Here is a 20,659-nt window from a genome sequence, read left to right on the forward strand (position 1 = left end):
CCCCCACCGCCCCCACGGAAGCGATGTGATGCCCCATGCGTACGACGCGCACCTCCGCCCGGCGCCGCAGATCCTCCCGGCGTCCCCGTCCCCTCGCGCTGCTCGCCGCCGCCGCGTGTCTCGGCTTCGCCGCCCTGACGCCCGCCGCCGCGCAGGCCGCGCCGCCCGCCCCCGTACCCGCATCGGGTGCGGCCCCCGCCGCCGCGAGTGCCGCCGCCGCGACGTTCACCGACGACTTCGACGGGCCCGCCGGGGCCGGGGTCGACGGCTCGAAGTGGCTCACGGAGACCGGCGACAACGTCGACAACCACGAGCGCCAGTACTACACCTCGGGTACCAACAACGCGGCTCTCGACGGACAGGGTCACCTGGTCATCACCGCGAAGAAGGAGAACCCGGGGAACTACAACTGCTGGTACGGGCGGTGCGAGTACACCTCCGCGCGGCTCAACACCTCCGGCCGTTTCACCTCGCAGTACGGGCACGTCGAGGCCCGGATGAAGCTGCCGCGCGGGCAGGGGGTGTGGCCCGCGTTCTGGATGCTCGGCAATGACATCGGCTCAGTCGGCTGGCCCAACTCGGGCGAGATCGACATCATGGAGAACGTCGGTTTCGAGCCGAACACCGTGCACGGCACGATCCACGGGCCCGGCTACTCCGGCTCGGGCGGGATCGGTGCGGGCTACTCGCTGCCCGGCGGCGCCGCTTTCGCGGACGGTTTCCACACCTTCGCGATCGACTGGAGCCCGAACTCGATCAAGTGGTTGGTGGACGGCAACGTCTACCAGACCCGCACGCCGGCCGACCTCGGCGGCAAGCAGTGGGCGTTCAACAAGCCGTTCTTCGTCATCCTCAACTTGGCGATCGGCGGCTACTGGCCCGGCGACCCGAACTCCTCCACGCAGTTCCCGCAGCAACTCGTCGTCGACTACGTGCACGTGAGCGACGGTGGCGGCACGACCCCGCCGCCCACCGGCACGAAGACGATCAAGGGCATCGGCGGCAAGTGCCTCGACGCCGCCGCGGCCAGCAGCGCCAACGGAACGGCGGTCCAGCTCTACGACTGCAACGGCACGAACGCGCAGGCGTGGTCGGTCGGCGGGGACGGCACGCTCCGCGTCCTCGGCAAGTGCCTCGACGTGCCGAGCGGCTCGACCGCGAACGGCGCGAAGCTCCAGCTGTGGGACTGCAACGGCTCGGGCGCCCAGCAGTGGGTCGTCACCGGGGCGAAGGACATCGTCAACCCCCAGGCGGACAAGTGCGTGGACGCCACCGACAACTCCTCGGCCAACGGGACCCGCGCACAGCTGTGGACCTGCGCGGGCACCGCCAACCAGAAGTGGACCGTGTCATGACCGCGCCCTCCCCGCGCCGCGCCCTCACCTCCCCGCGCGCCGTCCTCACGCCTCGCCGCGCCCGCCTCCTCCCCGTGCTCCTCGCCCCCCTCCTCGCCCTCGGTGTCGTCCAGGCCCCGCACGCCTCGGCCGCCACGGGGAGCATCACCGGGCTCGGCGGCAAGTGCCTGGACGTCGCGGCGGCGAGCAGCGCGAACGGGGCCGCCGTGCAGATGTACGACTGCAACGGGACCGCCGCGCAGCAGTGGAACGTCGGCGCGGACGGCACGGTCCGCGCGCTGGGCAAGTGCCTCGACGTGCCGAGCGGTTCGACCGCGAACGGCGCGAAGCTCCAGCTCTGGGACTGCAACGGCTCGGGCGCCCAGCAGTGGACCGTCACCGCCGCGAAGGACCTCGTCAACCCGCAGGCCGACAAGTGCGCCGACGTCACGGACAAGAGCACGGCGAACGGCGCGCGTGTGCAGCTGTGGACCTGCTCGGGCACCTCCAACCAGAAGTGGAACGCGCCCTCCGCCGGAGGGGGGACCACTCCGCCCCCCGGTGGAGCGCCGGCCGCTGTCGCCCCGTACCTCTACAACGGCTGGGGCAACCCGCCGAGCCCGACGACGGTCATGAACGCGACCGGCGTGAAGTGGTTCACGCTCGCCTTCGTCCTCTCCAACGGCACGTGCAACCCGCAGTGGGACGGTGCCCGTTCGCTCACGGGCGGCATCGACCAGCAGACGATCACGACGGTGCGCGCGGGCGGCGGTGACGTCGTGCCGTCCTTCGGCGGATGGAGCGGCAACAAGCTCGAACAGTCCTGCACGAGTGCGAGTGCCCTCGCCGGGGCGTACCAGAAGGTCATCAGCGCCTACGGCCTGAAGGCGATCGACATCGACATCGAGGCGGAGGCGTACGACAGCGCGGCCGTGCAGCAGCGCACGGTCGACGCGCTCAAGACCGTGAAGGCGAACAACCCGGGCCTGAAGGTCTTCGTGACGATGGGGACGGGGCAGAACGGGCCGGACACGAGCCTCATCAACAGGGCCGCGCAGTCCGGGCTTTCGGTCGACGCCTGGACCATCATGCCGTTCAACTTCGGTGGCAACGGCCAGAACATGGGCACGTTGACGACGCGGGCGGCGGAGGGGCTGAAGAACTCCCTGAAGAGCGCCTACGGTTACGGCGACGACCAGGCGTACCGCCTCATGGGCATCTCCTCCATGAACGGTACGACGGACGTCGGCGAGACGATCACGGTCGCGGACTTCCGCACCATGACGGCGTACGCGCAGCAGCACCATCTCGCCCGCCTCACCTTCTGGTCGGTCAACCGCGACCGCCCCTGCACCGGCGGCGGGGCCGACACGTGCTCCGGAGTCCCGCAGAGCGACTGGGAGTTCACGAAGGCGCTGGCGGCGTACACGGGCTGAGCCGCGCGAAGGCCGGCTGATCGGGCCGGGGACGCGAAGGTACGGGGTGGGGCACCGCGAAGCTCGGACGCGGTGCCCCACCCCGTACCGGGCCGGTTCAGACGAGGGCGCTGACCAGGAAGGCGAAGGCGGCGACGAGGACGGCGACGCGGGCGTAGTGGTAGCGGTCCCAGCGGTTCATCTGCTCCTTCCAGTCCGCGGGCCGGTTCTCGGGGGTCCACGTCTTGCTCCGGTTGTTGATCGGGACGAGCAGCAGGACCGACATGAGCACGCTCACGATCAGCAGCGCGGCGGCGGTGACGACGAGTCCGGCGCCGGAGTCGTCCCATTCGGCGATGGCCCAGATCGCGGCGAGGACGAGCGAGCCGATGTACCAGAACGGCATGAGGGCGCCGAGCATCCGGCCGCCGTGGGAGCGGGCGAGCTGACCGCTGTCCTCGGGAAGGCCGTTGAAGATCCGGTTCATGACGAAGGCGACGGACAACTCCACCCCCACCATCAGTCCGACGATCACGGTGGTGCAGACCTGGAGTGCGTTGATCATGATGATTCCCCCTGAGATCTAGCGTTGCTAGGTGATGTGGCAACGCTAGTACTACTGCCGCTCGATTGTCTAGCGGTGCTAGGGTTCGGGTTATGTCGGTACAGGAACGCAAACAGCGCGAACGGGCGGAGCGGGAGCGGCTCATCGTGGCGACGGCCCGGGAGCTCGCCGAGCGGCAGGGCTGGGAGGCGGTCACGACCCGTCGGCTCGCCGAGCGCATCGAGTACAGCCAGCCCGTCCTCTACAGCCACTTCCGCGGCAAGCGGGAGATCATCGGTGCCGTCGCTCTGGAGGGCGCCGCCGAACTGGCCGCGGCGGTGCGGGCGGCGACCGCCGCGGCGGACGGCCCGCGCGAGCGGGTCGCCGCGCTCGCCCGCGCCTACCTCGACTTCGCCGCGCACAACCCGGCGGTCTACGACGCCCTGTTCCAGCTCGACGGCGGCCTGGCGTACGCGCGCGAGGACACCCCCGAGCCGCTGAAGGACGCCTTCGCCGCGCTGCTGGAGAGTCTGGGCGACGTCGCCGGGGACGGTGTCCACCCGGCTCTCTTCACCGAGGTGTTCTGGGCGTGCCTGCACGGCGTCGCGACCCTGACCCGGGCGGGACGGATGCGCCCGGAGGACGCCGAGCAACGGGTGAAGCTGCTGGTGGACCGGTTCGCCGTGGTCTGACGCACCGCCCCGAGGGAGTCATCGCCCGCCACCTCCAGCGCGCCCCCGGCGAAGTGGATGGCTCCCGCGCTCCGTCACGGCGGTGGACGGCGCGCACCTCCGGCCGCCCCTCCCCGGCTTCCCGGCGCTCCAGCCCACCGCCCGCCGCCCGCCGCCCGCGTCTGCCGTCCGCGCCGCTCGCCGTTCACGCCGTCGCGCTCAAGCGGTGCTCCTCGCGGCAGTCGCGGCAGTGGCCCGGGGTGGGGGCGCGGAAGACGCGGTCGCAGGTGTCGCAGGTCTGGAAGGGGTGCGGGCGCAGGGGATGGGGGTCGGGGCTGCGGCGGGGCGGTGCCGGGAGGGGGGTTTCCTTCAGGCGGAAGGCCAGGAGGGCGGCCGGGCGGGTGAGGAAATGGTCCGGGAGTCCGGTCGTGAGGGTGTCGGCGAGCCGTGCCCGGTCCATTCCGGTCGCCAGCCAGCGGGTGACGGCCGGTGCGAGGGACGCGGCCTCGCGCTCCGAGAGGACCAGCCTCGGGTCCAGGCGGCGGAGCGAGGTGAGGACGGCGAGGGCTTCGGGGGCGATATCGGCGAGGGGGACGGGGTCGCGAGGACGGACGGGCGCGGAACCCACGGCCTGTGGGCGGTCCGGGGCCTGCACGCGGTCCGATGCCTGCGAGCGCTCCGGGGCCTGGACGCGGTCCTGGGCCTGTAGCGGGTCCGAAGCCTGCCGGCCGTCCTGGGCCTGCGACCGCTCGGGGACCTGCGACCGCTCAAGGGCCTGTGATCGCTCGGCGGCCCGCAGTCGGTCCTGGTCGCGTTCGGCATCCGCCGTCGTGCGCCAATCCCCCCGGCGCCCCCTCGGATTCGGTGGTACGGGGCGGCTCCCGGGCTCGGTACGGGGACCGGGCGGCCGTCCGCCCCCGGTGCCGGGCCCCCGTTCCGCGCGAGGGCGCCGCGTCTGCGTCCGGCGAGGGCTCCGCGTCTCCGGGCGAGGGCGTCGCGCCCCCTCCCGTGCGGCCTCGCGCGGCACGTCGTGCACGTACGTCCGGGTGCGGAAGTGGCCGCTCGGCAGGTGCACGCGGCGGCGCTCCACGTACCCCTCCGCCTCCAACTCCCGCAGCGCGCGCGAGATCAGGATCTCGCCCTCCGCGAAGTGCGCGCACAGCGCGGCGATCGAGACGCGGGCGCCGTCCGGCAGCGAGAGGAGGTAGGCGGCCACGCCCACCGTGACGGCGCTGCCCGGCCGTTGGACGAGGGCGTTCGCCAACACCGTGAAGCCGGAGGTCAGTCGGGTGCGGACGTGGATCACTCCGCTGTGCGGCGAAGTGTCGGGAGAAGCACCGGAATCGGCGCATGCGGGCGCGTTAGACTGCGTGCCATCCATCGGGAAGGGTTTGCTTCCTGGTTGGTCAGGCCCTCGATCGGGATGCCAGTCCCGGCCGGGGGCCGAACTATTTGTCTGCTTGTCGCGGCGAACGTAGCCGCCTGCGCACGGAGCGTGCAAGCGCCTCACTCGGACGAGTGGCGGGCGGTACGCGGTTGACGCCGTCGGTCGAGCGGCCGTCCTCCCGGGAGCCCGCGCCGCCGCGCCGCGCCCGCCCTCGCGGGCCCGCTCGCGCGGCGGGTGGGTGGGTGGGTGGGAGTTCTTTCCCACCGTTTCTTTCAGGGTGATCCGCGCCCCACCGCACCCCGGTCGACCCGGCACCGGTGGACCACCGGGCACCCCCGCCCGCCGGGTAGCGGTGGGCCGGGGGGCGGCACGTTGCCCGGACGCGTGCGCGGGCGACGGCACGGGACGGAGCGGGGTGAACGTGCGTATACAAGTCCGATTGCTCGCGGGGCCCTCGTCGGCGCGCTGCCGCTCGGCGTTCACGGCGCTCGGGGCACGGGGACGTGGGCGCGGACCGGCCGCCCCGCCGGACCTGTGTGTATACGTCAGATATCGATTCGGGGAAGTGCTTGTGGGGCGGGGTGCAATGCGCGTAGACAAACGGGCGTCGCACTCTGCTCTCCTGAAAGGCGCCTCCATGCGGAAGTCCCTCAAAGCGGCCGGCCTCACCGCCGCCTGCGCCCTCGCCGGAACCCTCGTCTACGGGGTCGGCGCGGCCGGTGCGCAGGGCAACGCCCCGCAGGCCGGTCACGAGCCGCAGAACATCGGCCTCCTGACGAAGCAGATCGACGCCTACTACGGCGCCGAGAAGCAGGCGGACGGCACCTGGACCGCCTCGGCCGACAGCGACTACGCCAAGGACCTCGCGCGGATCGAGAAGGGCGCCAAGGCCGACATCAAGCGGGCCGCCCAGCGCTACGGCCACGACCGCCACCACCACGGCGCCAAGCCCGCGATCGTCCTCGACATCGACGACACCGCGCTCCTCAGCTTCGACTACGAGCGCCGCACCAACTACGTCTACAACGACGCCACATGGAACGCCTACGTCGACGAGGCGAACCGCCCCGCCGTCTTCGGGATGCCCGACCTCGTCAACTACGCGCGCGGGAAGGGCGTCGAGGTCTTCTTCCTCACGGGCCTGAGCGAGCCGCAGCGCGCGGGCGCCGAGAAGAACCTCACGAAGACCGGCTACGACGTGCCGCTCGACGCGAAGCACCTCTTCCTCAAGAACAAGACCAACCCGCCGTCCTACCTCAAGAACTGTGCCACGGCGACGAGTTGGACCTGCACGACCGTCGAGTACAAGGCGGGCACGCGCAAGTACATCGAGTCCCAGGGCTACCGCCTCGTCGGCAACTTCGGCGACCAGCAGTCCGACCTCACGGGCGGCTACGCGGACAAGGGCTACAAGCTGCCGAACCCGACGTACTTCGTCGAGTAGGCGGAGCAGGCCGAGCAGGCCAAGTGGGGGGCGAGGGCGGTCCGGTACGGGTACGGGGCGCCCCCGCCCCCCTCCCTCACTGCCCCGCCTCGCCCGGCTCCCAGCCCCGCGCCCGCAGTACCGCCGCGATGTCGGGGGCGCGGTAGTGCGGGCCCTTCATGACCTTGCCGTCGGCGCGGCGCACGGGGGAGCCGTCGGGGCCGAGCTTCGACATGTTCGCGCGGTGCACCTCGGCGAGTACGGCGTCGAGGTCGATGCCGTGCGTCAGGGCCGTGCCGTACGAGACGTAGACGAGGTCCGCGAGTTCCTGCGCGAAGTGGGGCAGCGCCTCCGCGTCCCCCGCCACCTCCCCGGCCGCCTCGTCCACCTCGGCGAACTCCTCCGCGAGCAGGGTCCGCCGCAGCGCCGCAGTCCGCTCGTCCACCGTGCCGGGCGTCTCACGCTGGTGCAGACCGAAGGCGGAGTGGAAGGCGCGGAGGTAGGCGGCGGGGGAGGGGGCCTCGGTGGTGGGGGTGGTGCCGGTGGGGGCGGTGTCCGTCATGGGGGCGAGCCTATCGGCCGTACGGGGGAGGGCCGGGCGGGTTCCCGCAGGCGGGGCGCGGGGCCCTGGACCTGGGGGCCCCGGCCCGTGCGCGTCTCCCCATAGGGTCGGCCGCATGAGCAGCAGCAGCCAGTCCACGGAGTCCGGTCCCGACCTCGCCGCCTATCTCGACCGTCTCGGCATCAGTGCCGCGCCGTCCGCGCTGCCGCCCACGCTGGCGACGCTCCGCACCGTGCAGCGGGCCCAGCTGCTCGCCGTTCCCTTCGAGAACCTCGATCCCGTGCGCGGGATCGTGCCCGCGCTCGATCTGCCCGCGCTGGAGGACAAGCTCGTGCGGCGGCGGCGCGGCGGGTACTGCTTCGAGCTGAACGGGCTGCTCTCGGCCGCGCTCACGGCGCTCGGCTTCACGGTGCGCCCGCTCGCCGGGCGTGTCGTGCTCGGCGTCGGGGACGAGGGCTGGGCGAGCCGCCCCGCGACGCACCTCGCGCTCGCCGTCGACACGGAGGAGGGCACCCACCTCGCCGACGCCGGTTTCGGCGCGCTCGGCGCCCTGCCCGAACCCCTCCCGCTGCGCGACGGCGCCGAGCGCGCCGCGCACGGCCGCCGCCACCGCCTCGACCGCCACGAGGACCGCTGGAGCCTCGCCGCCCTGACGCCGGACGGCTGGGAGACGCAGTACGTCCTGTCGACGGCGCCCTCGCCGCACGTCGACCGCGAGGTCGCCAACTGGTACGTCGCGACCCACCCCCGCTCCCCCTTCACCCGCCGCCTCGTCGCCAACCGGACCACCCCCGACGCCCACTACGCGCTGCTCGGTGAGCCACCCGTGAACGGCACGACGGAACGGGCCGAACTGACGACGACGTACGCGGACGGGCGGAGCGAGCGGCGCCCTGTGACGGGGTGGGCCGAGGTGGCGGCGGTGCTGACGCGGGAGCTGGGGGTGGGGGACGTGGGGTGAGGGACGGGGCGCGTGGTTTTGTGCGCGGCGGGCGGTCAGTTCCCCGTACCCACGTACCGCGCGTGCGTGAAGGGGGAGACGTCGCGCCAGCCGACCGTCAGGTAGAGCTTGCGGCCGGCGGGGGTGCAGGCGAGGACGGCGCGTTCGGCGCCGGCCGCGCGGGCCGCCGCGTGCAGGTGGCGCATGACGTACGCGCCGAGGCCGCGCCGCTGGTGCGCCTCGGCCGTCTCGATCTGGTCGACCGCGGCCGAGGGGCCGCAGACGCCGACCTGGCCGTGCGCGGCGAAATCGCCCGTCGTGGTGGTGAGGACGACGCGGGTGACGTCGGCGCGGGTCCACAGGGCGAGGCGGTAGCCGTCCGGTACGGAGCCGGGGGAGGTGTCCGCGGCGTCCAGGTCCTTGGCCATGAACCAGTCGTCCGCCGCCATGCACTCCCAGCCCGGAGCCAACCAGGGGATGACGCGCGCCGGGTCCGCGACGATCTTGAGCTGGGTGCCGAACCCCTGCGGAGCGGCCGTCACGGCGCGCACGTCCTCCTCGCGGACCTCTTCGCCGATGCCGCCGAACACGTGCCGGCCCACGTGCTTCTCCTGGCCGACCGTGATCCACCAGCCCCAGGGGCGCGGCTCGGGCGGCGCGGCGGCGCGCGAGACGGTCCAGCCGTGGACCCACTCCCGTACGTACGCGGCGCCGGTGAGACCACCGGCGGCGATCGTCGCGGTCCGGGCGGTCGTCCTGTCCTCGTGTGCCGTCGTGCTCGTCATGAGACCCTCCCGAAGCTTTCCGTCACCTCTTCGGTAACGACCAGCGCACGCTAGCACCCCTTACTTCTGTGTGTCTCCGGGATTCGAGGTGACCTGCGGCAGGCATGAACTCCGCCATTCGGCGCACCCGTACAGGCGGAAGTGATCAGAAGTGGATGTACTCCTCGGAAGGGGACGTCCGCGCGCCGCCTCGGCACTGGTGCGCGCGGGCGGCATCCCGTGGTCCGAGTGGAAGGTGCGTACGGATGGCGACGAGCCCCGAACCGGCGACAGCGGCAGGTGGCCCCAAGGGGAAGGCGCTCGGGGTCTCGATCGCGGCCGCGGTCGGCGGCTTCCTCTTCGGCTTCGACTCCTCGGTCATCAACGGCGCGGTCGACGCCCTCGGCGACCACTTCCACCTCGGGGACTTCCTGAGCGGTTTCGTCGTCTCGATCGCGCTGCTCGGCTGCGCGGTGGGCGCCTGGTACGCGGGGCGGCTCGCGGACAGCTGGGGGCGGCGGCGGGTCATGCTGCTCGGCTCGGTCATGTTCATCATCAGCTCGGTCGGTTCCGGTCTCGCGTTCTCCGTACCGGACCTGCTGGTGTGGCGTGTGATCGGCGGCCTCGGCATCGGGATCGCCTCCGTCATCGCGCCCGCGTACATCGCGGAGGTCGCGCCCGCGGCCCAGCGCGGCATCCTCGGCTCGCTCCAGCAACTCGCGATCACGATCGGCCAGCTCGTCGTGCTCAGCTCGAACAAAGGGCTCGCGGGCGCGGCGGGCGGCTCCTCGCAGGACCTGTGGTTCGGGCTACCGGCGTGGCGGTGGATGTTCCTCGTCGGCGTGATCCCCGCGGCGGTCTACGGAATCCTCGCGCTGTCCATCCCCGAATCGCCCCGCTACCTCGTGCTCAAGGGCAAGGACAAGGAAGCCGCGGGCGTCCTGGAACGGGTCTCGGGCGCGGTGAACGGCCGGTCGAAGGTCCAGGACATCCGCGAGACGCTGCGCAAGGAGCCGAAGGCGACCTTCAAGGACGTGCGCGGCCCGCACTTCGGCCTCCAGTCGCTCGTCTGGGTCGGCATCGCGCTCGCCGCGTTCCAGCAACTCGTCGGCATCAACGCGATCTTCTACTACTCGACGACGCTGTGGAAGTCGGTCGGCTTCTCCGAGTCCAGCTCCTTCACCACCTCGGTCATCACGGCCGGCGTCAACGTGGTGATGACGATCGTGTCGATGTTCTTCGTCGACAAGGTCGGCCGCCGCAGGCTGCTCCTGATCGGCTCGATCGGCATGTTCTGCGCCCTGCTCCTGACGTCGATCGCCTTCTCGCAGCAGCAGGGCTCCGGCGACGACGTCAGCCTTCCCTCCCCCTACGGGCCGCTCGCCCTCATCGGCGCCAACGCCTTCGTCGTCTTCTTCGCGCTGTCGTGGGGCCCGGTCATGTGGGTCATGCTCGGCGAGATGTTCCCGAACCGGATGCGCGCGATGGCGCTGGCGCTGTCGACGGCGGCGAACTGGATCTTCAACTTCATCGTGACGTTCTCGTTCGAGCCGCTGACGCGGAACGTGGGCCTGTCGTGGCTGTACGGGGCCTTCGCCTTCTTCGCGATCGTGAGCTTCTTCTTCGTCCTGGGGAAGGTCCCGGAGACGAAGAACCGCGAACTGGAGGAGATGACGGGGGAGACGCACCGGCGGGTCGCGCGGGAGCCGAGGCGCAGCGCCTGAGGCGCGAGGGAGCGAGGCGGAACGCCTGAGGCGGGCGGACCTCGCCGCGTGCGGGCCCGAGGGTGGGGAACTCCTCGGGCCCGCACGGGTTTCCGGGGACTCAGACGTCGGCGTCGATCCCGTACTTGGCCCTGGCGGCCTCCGAGACCGGCGTGAAGAAGTTGACCAGGTTGCCGTCGGGGTCGCGGACCAGGCAGGAACGGTTGCCCCACGGCATCGTGGTGGGTTCGGCGACGACCTCGGTGCCGGACAGGCCGGTGCGGAGCCGGTCCACGTCGGGGACGCGGAACTCGATGATCACGCTCTCGTTCGCGCCGGGGCGGCAGGCGCCGGGGGCGAAGGAGGCGAGGGTGCGGGAGTGGGCGAGGGCGAGGCTCCCGTGCGGGGTGTGCACTTCGGCGAAGTCCTCGGTGGCCCAGGCGGCCCGCGCGCCGGTGGCCTTCTCGTAGAAGGCGGCGAGGCGAGCCACGTCGGTGGTGACGATGCGGAGCGAGACGAAGTCCATGACGGTCCTTAGGGGTCCTGGGGAGGTACGTGTGCGGGCCACGCCCCGCCCGTGGTGAGCGGCGGCGCGCGACACCCGGGACGGTAGGAGCGGAAGCGGACAGCATCGGTCCGCTATCCGTCCGGACCCCGGAGGAAAGAGCGCTCTATGGCCCGCCGGGCCGTCGTTCAAACCACCCGTACGCGTGGGGTTCATCACGGCGTACAAGCGGTAGTCATGTGGGTGCGGGGAGTTACTACCGTCCCCCTGCTCCCCGCACCGCGTACCGTCCGTCCCGCCCCCGAGCCCGCTCTCCTCCACCGTCCGCCCTCCCGCCCCGCCGGCCACCCCCCAGGCTCGGCGCGGCGGAGGCGGGCGCAGGGCTCGCGGGGTCGGGGCGGGCGGTGCGGCAGGGACGGGCGCGCCGGCACCACGGCCCGTACCGCCTGCTCGGGTGCCCTCGCCCGCTCGGCCCCGCACCGGCTCCCCGGTCCGGTACCGCCTCCTCAGCCCCGTACCGCGAAGGCGCCGCTCTCGCCGAAGGCCGTCGCCGCGAAGCGCTCGGCGATGCGGAGGTGGGTCTCGGGGGACGGGTGGAGTTCGTCGGGGAGGGGGCAGGCCGCGTAGTCCTCCGCCCCGTACAGCTCCGTGCCGTCGAGGTAGTGCAGGTGCGGATCGGTCGCGGCGCGGCTCGCGACCACGCGGGCCATCTCCTCGCGGACGGTTCGCAGGGTCAGGCGGCCGGCCGTGACCTCGGCGGGGTCCCCGGTCGCGTGGAAGGCGAGCCGGCCCTCGGCGAGAGCGGTCGTGTCGAAGGCGGCCGGGCCCGGCGTGTCCTCGTGGATGCGGCAGTAGAGCGCCGAGATCACGAGGAGCGGCGTCTCGGGGTGGCCCTCGCGGACCGTGTCGAGGAAGCCGTGGAGGGCGGGACCGAGCGCGCGCAGCCGCAGGAGGTCCGCGTTGACGAGATTGATGCCGAATTTGAGACTGAGGAGGTCGGCGGGGGTGTCCCTGAGCGCACGCGCGGTGAACGGGTCGAGCAGGGCCCCGCCGCCGAAACCGAGATTGACGAGGTCCACGCCCGCGAGCGCCGCGGCTCGCGCGGGCCACGTCGTGCTCGGGCTCGCCGCGTCCGAACCGTGGCTCACCGAACTGCCGTGGTGCACCCACACCCCGCGCCCCCGCGCGGGCACCGGCTCGACCGGGGCGTCCGCGCGCAGCGCGACGAGTTCCGTCGTCTCCTGGTGCGGCAGCCAGATCTCGATGTCCTTCTCGCGTGCGTCGAGCCCGTCGAAGCGCAGCGTGCCCGGCTCGGCGCCCGGCTCGATCTCGCCGCGCCCGGTCGCGAGGTCGATGACGAGCGTCCGGCCGCCCGGGACCGTGCCGCGCGCGGTCAGCTCGCCGTCCACGAGCAGGTCGTAGACGCCGTCGGGGCGCGGGGGCGCGCCCGGGTAGCGGCGCTTGGTGGGGAGGGTGTCCAGCTCGACGGTGGTCGCGGCGGTCCGCAGCGCGAGCCGCACGCCGGAGGGCTGGCTCTCGGCCATCGTGAGCTGGGGGTCGGTGTTCTGGGCGCGCGCGGCGGCGGGGAGCCGGTGGGGGAGCAGGCCGTGCGCGGTCGGCTCCAGTTCGAGCGCGCCACGGATGAGGGCGGGGGTGAGGGGGACGGTGGTGAGCATGGCGGGTGCGGGGTTCCTGGTGAGGGGGCGGGGGGTACGGGGGCCGAGGGCGGTGGCTTGGCGCGGTCGCCGGGCTGGTGTGGGCGGGTTTCAGGCGGTCGCGGGCGCCGGGGGCCACGTGCGCAGGAGGTGGTCGAGCGCGTCGAGGGTGCGGTGCCAGCTCTCCTCGGCGGCGGGCGCGCTGTGGGCGAAGTTGCCGCTCAGCTCCAGGTCCACGAAACCGTGGAAGACGCTGCCGAGCAGCCGTACGGCGTGCGTGGCGTCGGGCTCGTCCAGCGCGTAGCCGCGCAGGAGCGCGCGGGACATCCGGGCGTGCCGGGGGCCCGCGCTCGCGAGGGCCGTCGCGTGGTCCAGCGGGTGGCGGGTCGCCGCGTACCGGCCGGGGTGCTCGCGCGCGTACGAGCGGTACGCCTCCGCGAAGGCGAACAGCGCGTCCTTGCCCGCCCGGCCCGCGAGGGCGTCCGCGGCCCGGTCGGACAGCTCGTCGAGCGCGAGCAGCGCGATGCCGGTACGGAGGTCGTCCGAGCTGCGCACGTGCGCGTACAGGCTCGCGGGTTTCACGCCGAAGCGGCGGGCCAGCGCCGAGAGCGTGACCCGCGCGAAGCCCTCCTCGTCGGCGAGGTCGGCCCCGGCCCGTACGAGCCGCTCCGTGCTCAGTCCCACTCGTCCCATCGCGCCACCCGGTCCCTTCGCTCGCCCCGCCGCCACCTGCTGCCTGCGCCGGTAAACCATTTGCCTACAGCCTATAGGCAATTTAGCCTGGCTTATATGAAGCCGTTGACCGACCCCGAGATCCGAGCCGCCTTCGTGAACTGCTCAAAGGGCGAGGCCAAGCGCCTCCACACCCCCCGTGACCTGGCGGAACGCCCCTGGGAGGACCTGGACTACATCGGCTGGCGCGACCCGCAGGCCCCGGACCGGGCCTACCTCGCGACAGTCGTCGACGGCCGCACGCTCGCCCTGACGCTGCGCCGCCCGGCGACGGCGGCGTGGCAGACGCGGCGCGGCATGTGCTCGATCTGCCTGACACCGCACTCCGGCGGCGTCGCGCTCATGGTCGCCCCGCGCGCGGGCAAGGCGGGCAAGGAGGGCAACTCGGTGGGCACGTACCTGTGCGAGGACCTCGCGTGCCCGCTCTACGTGCGCGGCAAGAAGGACGTGGGCTCGGACCGGATGCACGAGTCGCTGACGGTGGAGGAGAAAGTCGTACGGATGATGACGAACCTGGACGAGTTCGTGGGGCGGGTACTGACCGGCGCGGCATGAGGGGGCGGCGCGCGGCGTGACGGGGGAGGGGCAGAGCGGTCAGCGGGCGGCGGCGAGGAGGAGCCGGGCCAGCTCGCGCGGGCGGGAGAACATCGGCCAGTGGCCGGTGTCCATGCCGACGAGTTCCCAGTTGCCCCGGGCGTCGTCGAGCAGCGCGGTCACGTCCTCCTCGGGCTCGGGCCCGGCGAGGCGGCACAGGACGTACGTGCCCGGGAGTTCGGCCAACGGGCGGGCCAGGACAGCGGGTTCGGTCAGTGAGGGCCCCGGGTGGGCGGTCGCTCCGGCCAGGATGCGGGCGATCTGCTCCTCGGTGAGGCCGTGCCCGGCGAAGTGCTCCGCACCGCCGGGCGGCCACCAGCCGCCGTGCGCGGCGAGCGTCGCGCGCAGCCCCGCCCCGCCGTCCGGCCACGAGTCGGCGAACGAGACGCCCTCGGCCGGGACGCTCGCGTCGACCAGGACGAGCCGCCGCAACCGTCCCCCGATCCGCCCCGCCGCCTGCCCCACCGGGATGCCCGCGTAGCTGTGCCCGACGAGCACGACGTCCCCGAGGTCCCGCCGCTCGACCTCGGCGACGATGTCCCGCACGTGGGCGCGCTGCCCGGTCGCCGCCGCGTCCTCGCGCTCGGCGAGACCGGACAGGGTCAGCGCGTGGGCGCCGTGGCCCGCAGCCCGGAGCAGCGGTGCCACGTCCTCCCAGGCCCAGGCGCCGAGGCGCGCGCCCGCGACCAGTACGAAGTCGGTCATGCGGCGAACTTAGCGGCTCGGCGGGGCGAAGGCACGGGAGTTGGGCGCGCGCACGGGGCGGCGCGGTCACGCCGTGGCGGGCGGGATCTCCGGCCGGTGGCGGAGCTGCTCCCCGTACTCCCTTGTCGGATCGAGGAGTTCGGGCCTCTCGCGCCAGTAGTGCGGGCCGTGGAGGTGGAGCATCGCCCAGTGCCACGCCTCGTCGTGGAAGACCAGGCCGCGGTACGGGGCGTCCGGGGGCTCGTAGGGATAGGCCGCCAGGGCCTGCGCGCGGGCCTCGTCCGGGGTGCGGGAGCCGTGGCGTTCGAGGACGGAGGCGAACGCGGCGCGCTCCTCGCGGAGATACGTGAGGTACTCCTCTTCGCTTGAGGGCTCTTCGCTTCCGGGCTCTTCGCTTGTGGGCTCCTCGCTTGTGGGCTCCTCGCTCCCGCGTTGCTCGCTCCCGCGTTGCTCGCTCACACGCCGCCCCAGCTCGCCCGCAGCCACGTGAGCGCCGCCTCGCCCTGCGCGCGCTGGAAGGGGCGCAGCGTCGGGAGGCCCGGCGGCGCGGGGAGGGCCGCGCCGGTGAGGAAGAGGCCCGCCACGCCGACGAGGCCCGTGGCGACGGCGGCGGGGTCCGCGTCGCGCGCGGCGAGGTGGGCGTCGAGGAGGGGGCGCAGGCCGGGCGCGCCCATGAGGACGCTCGGGCCCATCCCGACGACGTCGACCCACGCGGCCCCGGTGGCCGCGTGCGGCCAGTCGACGAAGATGACGGGGCGGTCCGGGTCCTTGGTGAGCAGGAGGTTGTCCGCGCGCAGGTCGCGGTGGAGCAGCGTATTTCCGGCCACCGCTTCCGGCCACCCGGCCTCCCGCTCCGCGAGTTCCGGGAGCCGCGCGCGGGCCCAGGCGGGAAGCCCGGCCACGGTCTCCGCCGCCTCCGCCTCGCCCGCCTCGTACGCCGTCAGGAGGAGTCGCCAGTGCCGGAAGCCGTCGTCCTCGGCGAGCGAGGGCGCGCCGAGGGGTGGCGCGGGCGTGAGCCGCGCGGCGAGGGCCTCCGTCGCGTGCAGGACGCGCGCGAGGTCCCGCGCCGACCACGGCTCGCGCGGCTGGCGGCCCGCGATCTCCTCGTACGCGAGCACGACCCAGCCCTCCTCCGTCTCGGCATGGTCCAGGAGCCGCGGGACGGGTACGGAGGCGGGGAGTGCGGCGGCGATCCCGGCCTCCCTGCGGTGGAAGCCGGGCGACCGCGGGTTCGGCTCCGGTCCCACGGCCTTGACGAACAGCCGCCGCCCATCGGCCAGTCGCACCCGCGCGGCGACACCGGGCGAGAAGCCCCCGGCCTGCGACACGGCCGCCACGACCGCCGCCCCCCACCGCTCCTCGGCGCACGCCCGCACGGAGGCGGGCACGGCGTCCCACGCCAGACGGACCCCGGTGGCGGCGGGCACGGGGGCGGTGGCGGGCGCGGGCTCGGGGTGCATGGGGCAAGGGTCGGGCGGGGGTGAGGGACGCGCAAGGCGATTTACGGGGCGGGGCCGGGTGGTGCGGGGCCGAACCGGGTGGTGCGGGGCGGGGGCCGGGTGGTGCGGGGCGGGGGCCGGGTGGTGCGGGGCCGGGCCGGCCGCGTCTCACCTCCCCGCCACCCGGTCCGCCCACCGTGCCAGCCGCGCCGTCTGCGGCGCGTGCGTGCGGGATTCGGCGCGGTCCGCCGCGCGGTAGGCCGCGTACATGGCGTGGACGCCGAGCCAGCGCAGCGGTTCCGGTTCCCAGGTGCGGACGCGGTGGTCGACCCAGGGGAGCGCCGTGAGTTCCGTCGGGCCGCCCTGGCCCGAGTCCTGGCGCACCAGGTCGCGCAGCGTGCGCGCCGCCAGGTTGCTCGTCGCGACGCCCGAGCCCACGTAGCCGCCCGCCCAGCCGAGCCCCGTCGACCGGTCCAGGCACACCGTCGCGCACCAGTCGCGCGGCACGCCGAGCACCCCCGACCACGCGTGCGCCACCCGAGCCCCCGCGAGCTGCGGGAAGAGCTTCACGAGGAGTTCGCGCAGTTCGACGACGGTCGACGGCTGCGTACGGCCGTCGTTGTCCGTCCGCGAGCCGAAGCGGTACGGGACGCCCCTGCCGCCCAGCGCGATCCGGTCGTCCGCCGTCCGCTGCGCGTACAGGTACGCGTGCGCGAAGTCCCCCAGCGTCTCGCGCCCCTCCCACCCGGTCCGCTCCCAGAACGCGGCGGGCAGCGGCTCCGTCACGATCATCGAGGAGTTCATCGGCAGCCACGTGCGCCGCTGCCCCTTCAGCCCCGCCGTGAAGCCCTCGGTGCAGCGCAGCACATACGGGGCGCGCACGGTCCCGTACGGCGTCAGCGCGTGCTGCGGCCGTATCTCGGTGACCGGCGTCGACTCGTATATCCGTACGCCGATTTCCTCCGCCTTCGCCGCCAACCCCCGTACCAGCTTGGCGGGTTGCAGCCGCGCCCCGTGCGGTGTCCACGTCGACGCCACGGCTCCGGAGACCCGTATCCGCGCCGCCGTCTCCCGCGCCCCGTACAGCTCCCTGTCGTTCTCCCCGTACGCCAACTCCTCCTCGTGGAAGGCCCGCAGGCGCGCGGCCTGCGCGGGCGTCGTCGCGACTTCGAGCACCCCGCCGCGTACGAGGTCGGCGTCGATGCCTTCCGCCTCCGTCGTCCGCACGACCTCGGCGACCGTCTCGTTCATCGCCCGCTGGAGCCGCACGGCGGCGTCCCTGCCGTGCAGCCGCGCGTAGCGCTCGCGGCCCGCGATGCCGTTGTAGAGCCAGCCGCCGTTGCGGCCCGAGGCCCCGTACCCGCAGAAGGAGCGTTCGAGCACGGCGACATCGAGGTACGGGAGCGCGCGCTTGAGGTAGTACGCGGTCCACAGCCCCGTGTAGCCGCCCCCGACCACGCACACGTCGGCCCGCGTGTCCCCGGCGAGCGGCTCGCGCGGCGCGGGCAGCCCCTCGCGCGCCCACCAGTACGAGATCCCGCCGTTCACGACATCCCTGCCGTCCATCCCCGACCGCCTCCTCGGTGCGGCACGGCGTCACGGCGCCGCGCAGGTGGGGGACGGTATCCGGTCCCGAGGGGGCGGGGGTAGAGCGGCGCTCGTACCCTTCCCGTATGGCCCTTTCCGTCCCCTTCGCCGTCCCCGCCCGCTTCGCCGAGGGCCAGCGGCGGTACGAGGGCGACGCGGGCGCCGCGTTCGTGGCCGCCGCGCCCGCGATGGCGGCGCGACGCCTGGAACGGTGGTCGCTGCGGCCCGACGGGAGCGTGCGGCACGGCGTCGCGGCGCTCGTCCTGCCCGTACGGAAGACGAACGGCGAACGGGCCGTGCTCAAAGTGCAGTTGCGGACGCAGGAGACAGCGGACGAGGGCGCGGCGCTGCGCGCGTGGGACGGGGACGGAGCGGTGCGGGTCCTGGGCGAGGGCGTGGAGGAGGTGGCGGGTACGGGGAGCGCCACGGGCGCGGGAACCGGTTTCGAGGTGTCCTGGCTGCTCCTCGAACGGGTAAACCCGGTAAGGGACTTGAACGGTGTGCCGGACATGCGCGCCGCGCTGAGCCCGCTCGCCGCGCTCCTCGCGCGCCTGACCGCCGTGCGCGCCCCCGCCGGGCTGCGACGCCTCGACGACGTGGCCGACGACCTCCTCCTGCGCGCCAAGAAGGCCGCCGCGCGGGACGCCGCGACGCGCGCGCTGATCGCCGACTGCGCCGCCGCGCTCCGAGACGTCCGGAGCGAAGGCCCGTGCGGAGAAAGGCTGTTGCACTGGGACCTCCACTTCGGCAACGTCCTCGCCGCCCGCCGCGAACCCCGGCTCGCCATCGACCCCAAACCCCTCTCGGGCGCCCCCGCGTTCGACCTGCTCCCCGCCCTCGCCAACCGCTACGACCCCACCGACACCGCCCGCCGCTTCGCCGCCCTCGCCGAGGCGATCGGCGCGGACCGTGAGCGGGCGGCGGCCTGGACGCGGGGGCGTGTGCTCCAGGCGGTGCTGTGGGAGGTCGAGGCGGGGCGCGAGGTGGCGGGGCTGTGGGGCGAGTTGGCGGGGGCGATAGGCGGGTGAGGCGGGTTGGGGCGGGGCGGGCAGGGCGCGGCCCCCGTACGTGCGGACGCCGCGCCCCGTCCCGTACCCGTCAGGCGGCCCTGTCCGACATGTCCGCTGCGGCCGTTGTCAGGTGCCGGGCCAGGAAGCGCGCCGCGCTGTCCGCCTCCACGTAACGCGGGAAGTCGAAGTGCTTGCCCGCGTTGGCGTGCAGGCTCTTCTCCCGCGAGCCGAAGGCGTCGAACAGGGCGAGGCACGCCTCGCGCGGAATGCGCTCGTCGTCCCACTGCACCGCGTACTCGACCGGCACGGTGATCCGCTGCGCCGCCTCGGTCAGCGCGTCCGGCCAGTGCAGGCCGAGGACGGCGGCCCTGATCCGGGGCTCGGCCGCCACGAGCGGCACGCCGATCGCGGTGCCGAGACCGACGCCCACGTACCCCACGGGCCCGCCGATCTCCGGGAGTTCGAGGAGCGCGTCGAGAGCCGCGCGGTACTCGGGCACGGCGATCGAGGCGAGCCGGGCGTTGTACGGGACGACGACGGGGCCTTCGGGGGCACCCGCCGCCTGCGCCTCGCGCAGCGCGGCGATGTCCCGCTCGTCCCGCGCCCCGCGCGGCCTGTCGCCGTGGCCGGGCGCGTCGAGCACCGCGACGTGGAAGCCATGACCGGTCACGAGGGCGTGGGCGCGGCCCGTCATCGCGCGGTGCTTCTTGTGGGTGCCGCCGCCGTGGCCCATGAGGACGAGCGGGGCGGGCGCGGAGGCCGAGGTGGGCGAGGCGGACGAGAGGGAGGAGGCGGACGTGGCGGGCGACCAGAGGACGCCGGGGACGTCGCCGAGGGTGAAGTCACGGGTGAGCACGCCGTCCGTGGCGGATTCGGCGGTGAATTCGAGAGAGTGCACGGTGGTGCCTTTCGGGAGTGCCGGGTGTTCAGGCGCTCCCGGCGGGCCTACCTCGGCCGCCGGCCGTGACGCGAAAGGGGGAGCACCCACGTCGAAACAGCGTTCATGGGTCCCTCACCTCCTCAGGCGGTGTCACGGTCGAGGGCAAGCTATCAGCCGGGGCCGGTCTCCTCCCACCCCTTTTCCGCGAAGCCGGCCGCGCCACTTCCGCGCCGCCGCCCGCCTTGCCGGAATGTCCGGTTCCGGCCGGTTAACCTGCGCGGATGAGTGAGACGAGCGGGCGCGCGAGTGGCGGCTACCAGGGCCGGATCAGGACCGCGCAACCCGAGGACCTGGCCGAGATCTACGCGATGGTGACCGAACTCGCCGTGTACCACGAGTCGTTGCACGAGCTGATGGCCACCGAGGAGGAGATCGGCGAGGCGCTCTTCGGCGAGGACGCGATGGCGTGCGCGTACCTCGCGCAGACGGCGGACGGCGTGATGGTGGGCTTCGCGCTCTGGTACCGCAACTTCTCCACCTGGCGCGGGCGGCCCGGCATCTACCTGGAGGACCTCTACGTGCGCCCCACGTCCCGGGGCGGCGGCCACGGCAAGGCGCTGCTCGCGGCGCTCGCCCGCACGTGCGTGGAGCGTGGCTACGAACGCCTCGAATGGTCCGTACTCGACTCGAACACGTCGACCGTGGCCTTCTACGAGTCGATGGGCGCCCTGCCGCACACGGGCTGGACCGAGTACCGGCTCACGGGCGAAAGCCTGCGCCAGCTGGGGAGTTGAGGCCCTCGCGCGGGT

Annotated in this window: 21 protein-coding genes; 9 read left to right on the forward strand and 12 right to left on the reverse strand. The window is 73.6% G+C overall.

Going from position 1 to position 20,659, the window contains the following annotated elements; translation table 11 throughout:
- Nucleotides 1-35: 35 nt before the first annotated feature.
- Together ACIP4O_RS02550 and ACIP4O_RS02555 are read left to right on the forward strand one after the other, a co-directional pair.
- Nucleotides 36-1,355: a family 16 glycosylhydrolase gene (locus ACIP4O_RS02550; RefSeq protein WP_401570596.1), complete on the forward strand. Its 1,320-nt coding sequence runs from the start codon at nt 36-38 to the stop codon at nt 1,353-1,355.
- Complete coding sequence (locus ACIP4O_RS02555; RefSeq protein WP_401570598.1) at nt 1,352-2,770, forward strand: ricin-type beta-trefoil lectin domain protein; 1,419 nt, start codon at nt 1,352-1,354, stop codon at nt 2,768-2,770. The genes ACIP4O_RS02550 and ACIP4O_RS02555 overlap by 4 nt, the downstream gene beginning before the upstream one ends.
- Before the next feature lie 97 nt (nt 2,771-2,867).
- Here the strand turns inward: ACIP4O_RS02555 and ACIP4O_RS02560 are convergent, their stop codons facing one another.
- Nucleotides 2,868-3,314 (reverse strand): anthrone oxygenase family protein, encoded by a 447-nt coding sequence (locus ACIP4O_RS02560; protein ID WP_401570599.1) that lies wholly within the window; start codon nt 3,312-3,314, stop codon nt 2,868-2,870.
- Between the two features lie 92 nt (nt 3,315-3,406).
- Between ACIP4O_RS02560 and ACIP4O_RS02565 the strand changes: the two genes are divergently transcribed.
- Entirely contained in the window at nt 3,407-3,985 is a 579-nt protein-coding gene (locus ACIP4O_RS02565) for a TetR/AcrR family transcriptional regulator (protein WP_401570602.1), read from the forward strand.
- 184 nt (nt 3,986-4,169) lie between these two features.
- Here the strand turns inward: ACIP4O_RS02565 and ACIP4O_RS02570 are convergent, their stop codons facing one another.
- Nucleotides 4,170-5,270, reverse strand: coding sequence for a translation initiation factor IF-2 (locus ACIP4O_RS02570; RefSeq protein ID WP_401570605.1), 1,101 nt, complete (start codon nt 5,268-5,270; stop codon nt 4,170-4,172).
- Between the two features lie 718 nt (nt 5,271-5,988).
- On the opposite strand from ACIP4O_RS02570, the gene ACIP4O_RS02575 reads away from it, so the two are divergent.
- Entirely contained in the window at nt 5,989-6,795 is an 807-nt protein-coding gene (locus ACIP4O_RS02575; RefSeq protein WP_401570608.1) for an HAD family acid phosphatase, read from the forward strand.
- A gap of 76 nt (nt 6,796-6,871) precedes the next feature.
- On the opposite strand, the gene ACIP4O_RS02580 is transcribed toward ACIP4O_RS02575, so the two are convergent.
- The gene (locus tag ACIP4O_RS02580) at nt 6,872-7,336 is read right to left on the reverse strand and encodes a hypothetical protein (protein WP_401570609.1); all 465 of its coding nucleotides are present in this window, start codon (nt 7,334-7,336) and stop codon (nt 6,872-6,874) included.
- Between the two features lie 115 nt (nt 7,337-7,451).
- Between ACIP4O_RS02580 and ACIP4O_RS02585 the strand changes: the two genes are divergently transcribed.
- Entirely contained in the window at nt 7,452-8,297 is an 846-nt protein-coding gene (locus ACIP4O_RS02585; protein ID WP_401570612.1) for an arylamine N-acetyltransferase, read from the forward strand.
- 35 nt (nt 8,298-8,332) lie between these two features.
- On the opposite strand, the gene ACIP4O_RS02590 is transcribed toward ACIP4O_RS02585, so the two are convergent.
- Nucleotides 8,333-9,061, reverse strand: coding sequence for a GNAT family N-acetyltransferase (locus ACIP4O_RS02590; protein ID WP_401570615.1), 729 nt, complete (start codon nt 9,059-9,061; stop codon nt 8,333-8,335).
- 245 nt (nt 9,062-9,306) lie between these two features.
- Between ACIP4O_RS02590 and ACIP4O_RS02595 the strand changes: the two genes are divergently transcribed.
- Complete coding sequence (locus ACIP4O_RS02595; RefSeq protein ID WP_401570616.1) at nt 9,307-10,764, forward strand: sugar porter family MFS transporter; 1,458 nt, start codon at nt 9,307-9,309, stop codon at nt 10,762-10,764.
- Nucleotides 10,765-10,864: 100 nt separating this feature from the next.
- On the opposite strand, the gene ACIP4O_RS02600 is transcribed toward ACIP4O_RS02595, so the two are convergent.
- From ACIP4O_RS02600 to ACIP4O_RS02610, 3 genes are all read right to left on the reverse strand, one after another.
- Nucleotides 10,865-11,269, reverse strand: coding sequence for a VOC family protein (locus ACIP4O_RS02600; protein WP_401570619.1), 405 nt, complete (start codon nt 11,267-11,269; stop codon nt 10,865-10,867).
- Between the two features lie 485 nt (nt 11,270-11,754).
- Complete coding sequence (locus ACIP4O_RS02605; protein ID WP_401570622.1) at nt 11,755-12,924, reverse strand: GDSL-type esterase/lipase family protein; 1,170 nt, start codon at nt 12,922-12,924, stop codon at nt 11,755-11,757.
- Between the two features lie 90 nt (nt 12,925-13,014).
- The gene (locus tag ACIP4O_RS02610; RefSeq protein ID WP_401570625.1) at nt 13,015-13,596 is read right to left on the reverse strand and encodes a TetR/AcrR family transcriptional regulator; all 582 of its coding nucleotides are present in this window, start codon (nt 13,594-13,596) and stop codon (nt 13,015-13,017) included.
- A gap of 96 nt (nt 13,597-13,692) precedes the next feature.
- Here ACIP4O_RS02610 and ACIP4O_RS02615 point away from each other — a divergent pair, with 96 nt between their 5' ends.
- Nucleotides 13,693-14,190, forward strand: coding sequence for an FBP domain-containing protein (locus ACIP4O_RS02615; RefSeq protein ID WP_401570628.1), 498 nt, complete (start codon nt 13,693-13,695; stop codon nt 14,188-14,190).
- A 39-nt stretch (nt 14,191-14,229) separates the two neighbouring features.
- Here ACIP4O_RS02615 and ACIP4O_RS02620 read toward each other — a convergent pair whose 3' ends face one another.
- From ACIP4O_RS02620 to ACIP4O_RS02635, 4 genes are all read right to left on the reverse strand, one after another.
- Entirely contained in the window at nt 14,230-14,934 is a 705-nt protein-coding gene (locus ACIP4O_RS02620; RefSeq protein ID WP_401570631.1) for an alpha/beta fold hydrolase, read from the reverse strand.
- A 66-nt stretch (nt 14,935-15,000) separates the two neighbouring features.
- Nucleotides 15,001-15,393: a hypothetical protein gene (locus tag ACIP4O_RS02625; protein WP_401570634.1), complete on the reverse strand. Its 393-nt coding sequence runs from the start codon at nt 15,391-15,393 to the stop codon at nt 15,001-15,003.
- Nucleotides 15,390-16,394 carry a phosphotransferase family protein gene (locus ACIP4O_RS02630; protein ID WP_401570636.1) on the reverse strand — a complete coding sequence of 335 codons (1,005 nt, stop codon included), beginning with the start codon at nt 16,392-16,394 and terminating at the stop codon, nt 15,390-15,392. The genes ACIP4O_RS02625 and ACIP4O_RS02630 overlap by 4 nt, the downstream gene beginning before the upstream one ends.
- Nucleotides 16,395-16,541: 147 nt before the next feature.
- Nucleotides 16,542-17,939 (reverse strand): NAD(P)/FAD-dependent oxidoreductase, encoded by a 1,398-nt coding sequence (locus ACIP4O_RS02635; protein ID WP_401570639.1) that lies wholly within the window; start codon nt 17,937-17,939, stop codon nt 16,542-16,544.
- 107 nt (nt 17,940-18,046) lie between these two features.
- On the opposite strand from ACIP4O_RS02635, the gene ACIP4O_RS02640 reads away from it, so the two are divergent.
- A complete protein-coding gene (locus ACIP4O_RS02640) occupies nt 18,047-18,988 on the forward strand; it encodes an aminoglycoside phosphotransferase family protein (RefSeq protein WP_401570642.1) in 942 nt (313 codons plus the stop codon).
- Nucleotides 18,989-19,058: 70 nt separating this feature from the next.
- Here ACIP4O_RS02640 and ACIP4O_RS02645 read toward each other — a convergent pair whose 3' ends face one another.
- Nucleotides 19,059-19,868 (reverse strand): alpha/beta hydrolase, encoded by an 810-nt coding sequence (locus ACIP4O_RS02645; protein ID WP_401570644.1) that lies wholly within the window; start codon nt 19,866-19,868, stop codon nt 19,059-19,061.
- A 263-nt stretch (nt 19,869-20,131) separates the two neighbouring features.
- On the opposite strand from ACIP4O_RS02645, the gene ACIP4O_RS02650 reads away from it, so the two are divergent.
- Nucleotides 20,132-20,644, forward strand: coding sequence for a GNAT family N-acetyltransferase (locus ACIP4O_RS02650; RefSeq protein WP_401570647.1), 513 nt, complete (start codon nt 20,132-20,134; stop codon nt 20,642-20,644).
- Nucleotides 20,645-20,659 lie beyond the last annotated feature (15 nt).

The organism is Streptomyces sp. NPDC088923, assembly GCF_044749745.1.
In the GTDB taxonomy this organism is placed as follows: Bacteria; Actinomycetota; Actinomycetes; order Streptomycetales; family Streptomycetaceae; genus Streptomyces.

Coding starts and splice junctions, on each gene's coding strand:
- ACIP4O_RS02550 (WP_401570596.1), top strand. CDS start 36: ATGCGTACGACGCGCACCTCCGCCCGGCGCCGCAGATCCTCCCGGCGT.
- ACIP4O_RS02555 (WP_401570598.1), top strand. CDS start 1,352: ATGACCGCGCCCTCCCCGCGCCGCGCCCTCACCTCCCCGCGCGCCGTC.
- ACIP4O_RS02560 (WP_401570599.1), bottom strand. CDS start 3,314: ATGATCAACGCACTCCAGGTCTGCACCACCGTGATCGTCGGACTGATG.
- ACIP4O_RS02565 (WP_401570602.1), top strand. CDS start 3,407: ATGTCGGTACAGGAACGCAAACAGCGCGAACGGGCGGAGCGGGAGCGG.
- ACIP4O_RS02575 (WP_401570608.1), top strand. CDS start 5,989: ATGCGGAAGTCCCTCAAAGCGGCCGGCCTCACCGCCGCCTGCGCCCTC.
- ACIP4O_RS02580 (WP_401570609.1), bottom strand. CDS start 7,336: ATGACGGACACCGCCCCCACCGGCACCACCCCCACCACCGAGGCCCCC.
- ACIP4O_RS02585 (WP_401570612.1), top strand. CDS start 7,452: ATGAGCAGCAGCAGCCAGTCCACGGAGTCCGGTCCCGACCTCGCCGCC.
- ACIP4O_RS02590 (WP_401570615.1), bottom strand. CDS start 9,061: ATGACGAGCACGACGGCACACGAGGACAGGACGACCGCCCGGACCGCG.
- ACIP4O_RS02595 (WP_401570616.1), top strand. CDS start 9,307: ATGGCGACGAGCCCCGAACCGGCGACAGCGGCAGGTGGCCCCAAGGGG.
- ACIP4O_RS02600 (WP_401570619.1), bottom strand. CDS start 11,269: ATGGACTTCGTCTCGCTCCGCATCGTCACCACCGACGTGGCTCGCCTC.
- ACIP4O_RS02605 (WP_401570622.1), bottom strand. CDS start 12,924: ATGCTCACCACCGTCCCCCTCACCCCCGCCCTCATCCGTGGCGCGCTC.
- ACIP4O_RS02610 (WP_401570625.1), bottom strand. CDS start 13,596: ATGGGACGAGTGGGACTGAGCACGGAGCGGCTCGTACGGGCCGGGGCC.
- ACIP4O_RS02615 (WP_401570628.1), top strand. CDS start 13,693: ATGAAGCCGTTGACCGACCCCGAGATCCGAGCCGCCTTCGTGAACTGC.
- ACIP4O_RS02620 (WP_401570631.1), bottom strand. CDS start 14,934: ATGACCGACTTCGTACTGGTCGCGGGCGCGCGCCTCGGCGCCTGGGCC.
- ACIP4O_RS02630 (WP_401570636.1), bottom strand. CDS start 16,394: ATGCACCCCGAGCCCGCGCCCGCCACCGCCCCCGTGCCCGCCGCCACC.
- ACIP4O_RS02635 (WP_401570639.1), bottom strand. CDS start 17,939: ATGGACGGCAGGGATGTCGTGAACGGCGGGATCTCGTACTGGTGGGCG.
- ACIP4O_RS02640 (WP_401570642.1), top strand. CDS start 18,047: ATGGCCCTTTCCGTCCCCTTCGCCGTCCCCGCCCGCTTCGCCGAGGGC.
- ACIP4O_RS02650 (WP_401570647.1), top strand. CDS start 20,132: ATGAGTGAGACGAGCGGGCGCGCGAGTGGCGGCTACCAGGGCCGGATC.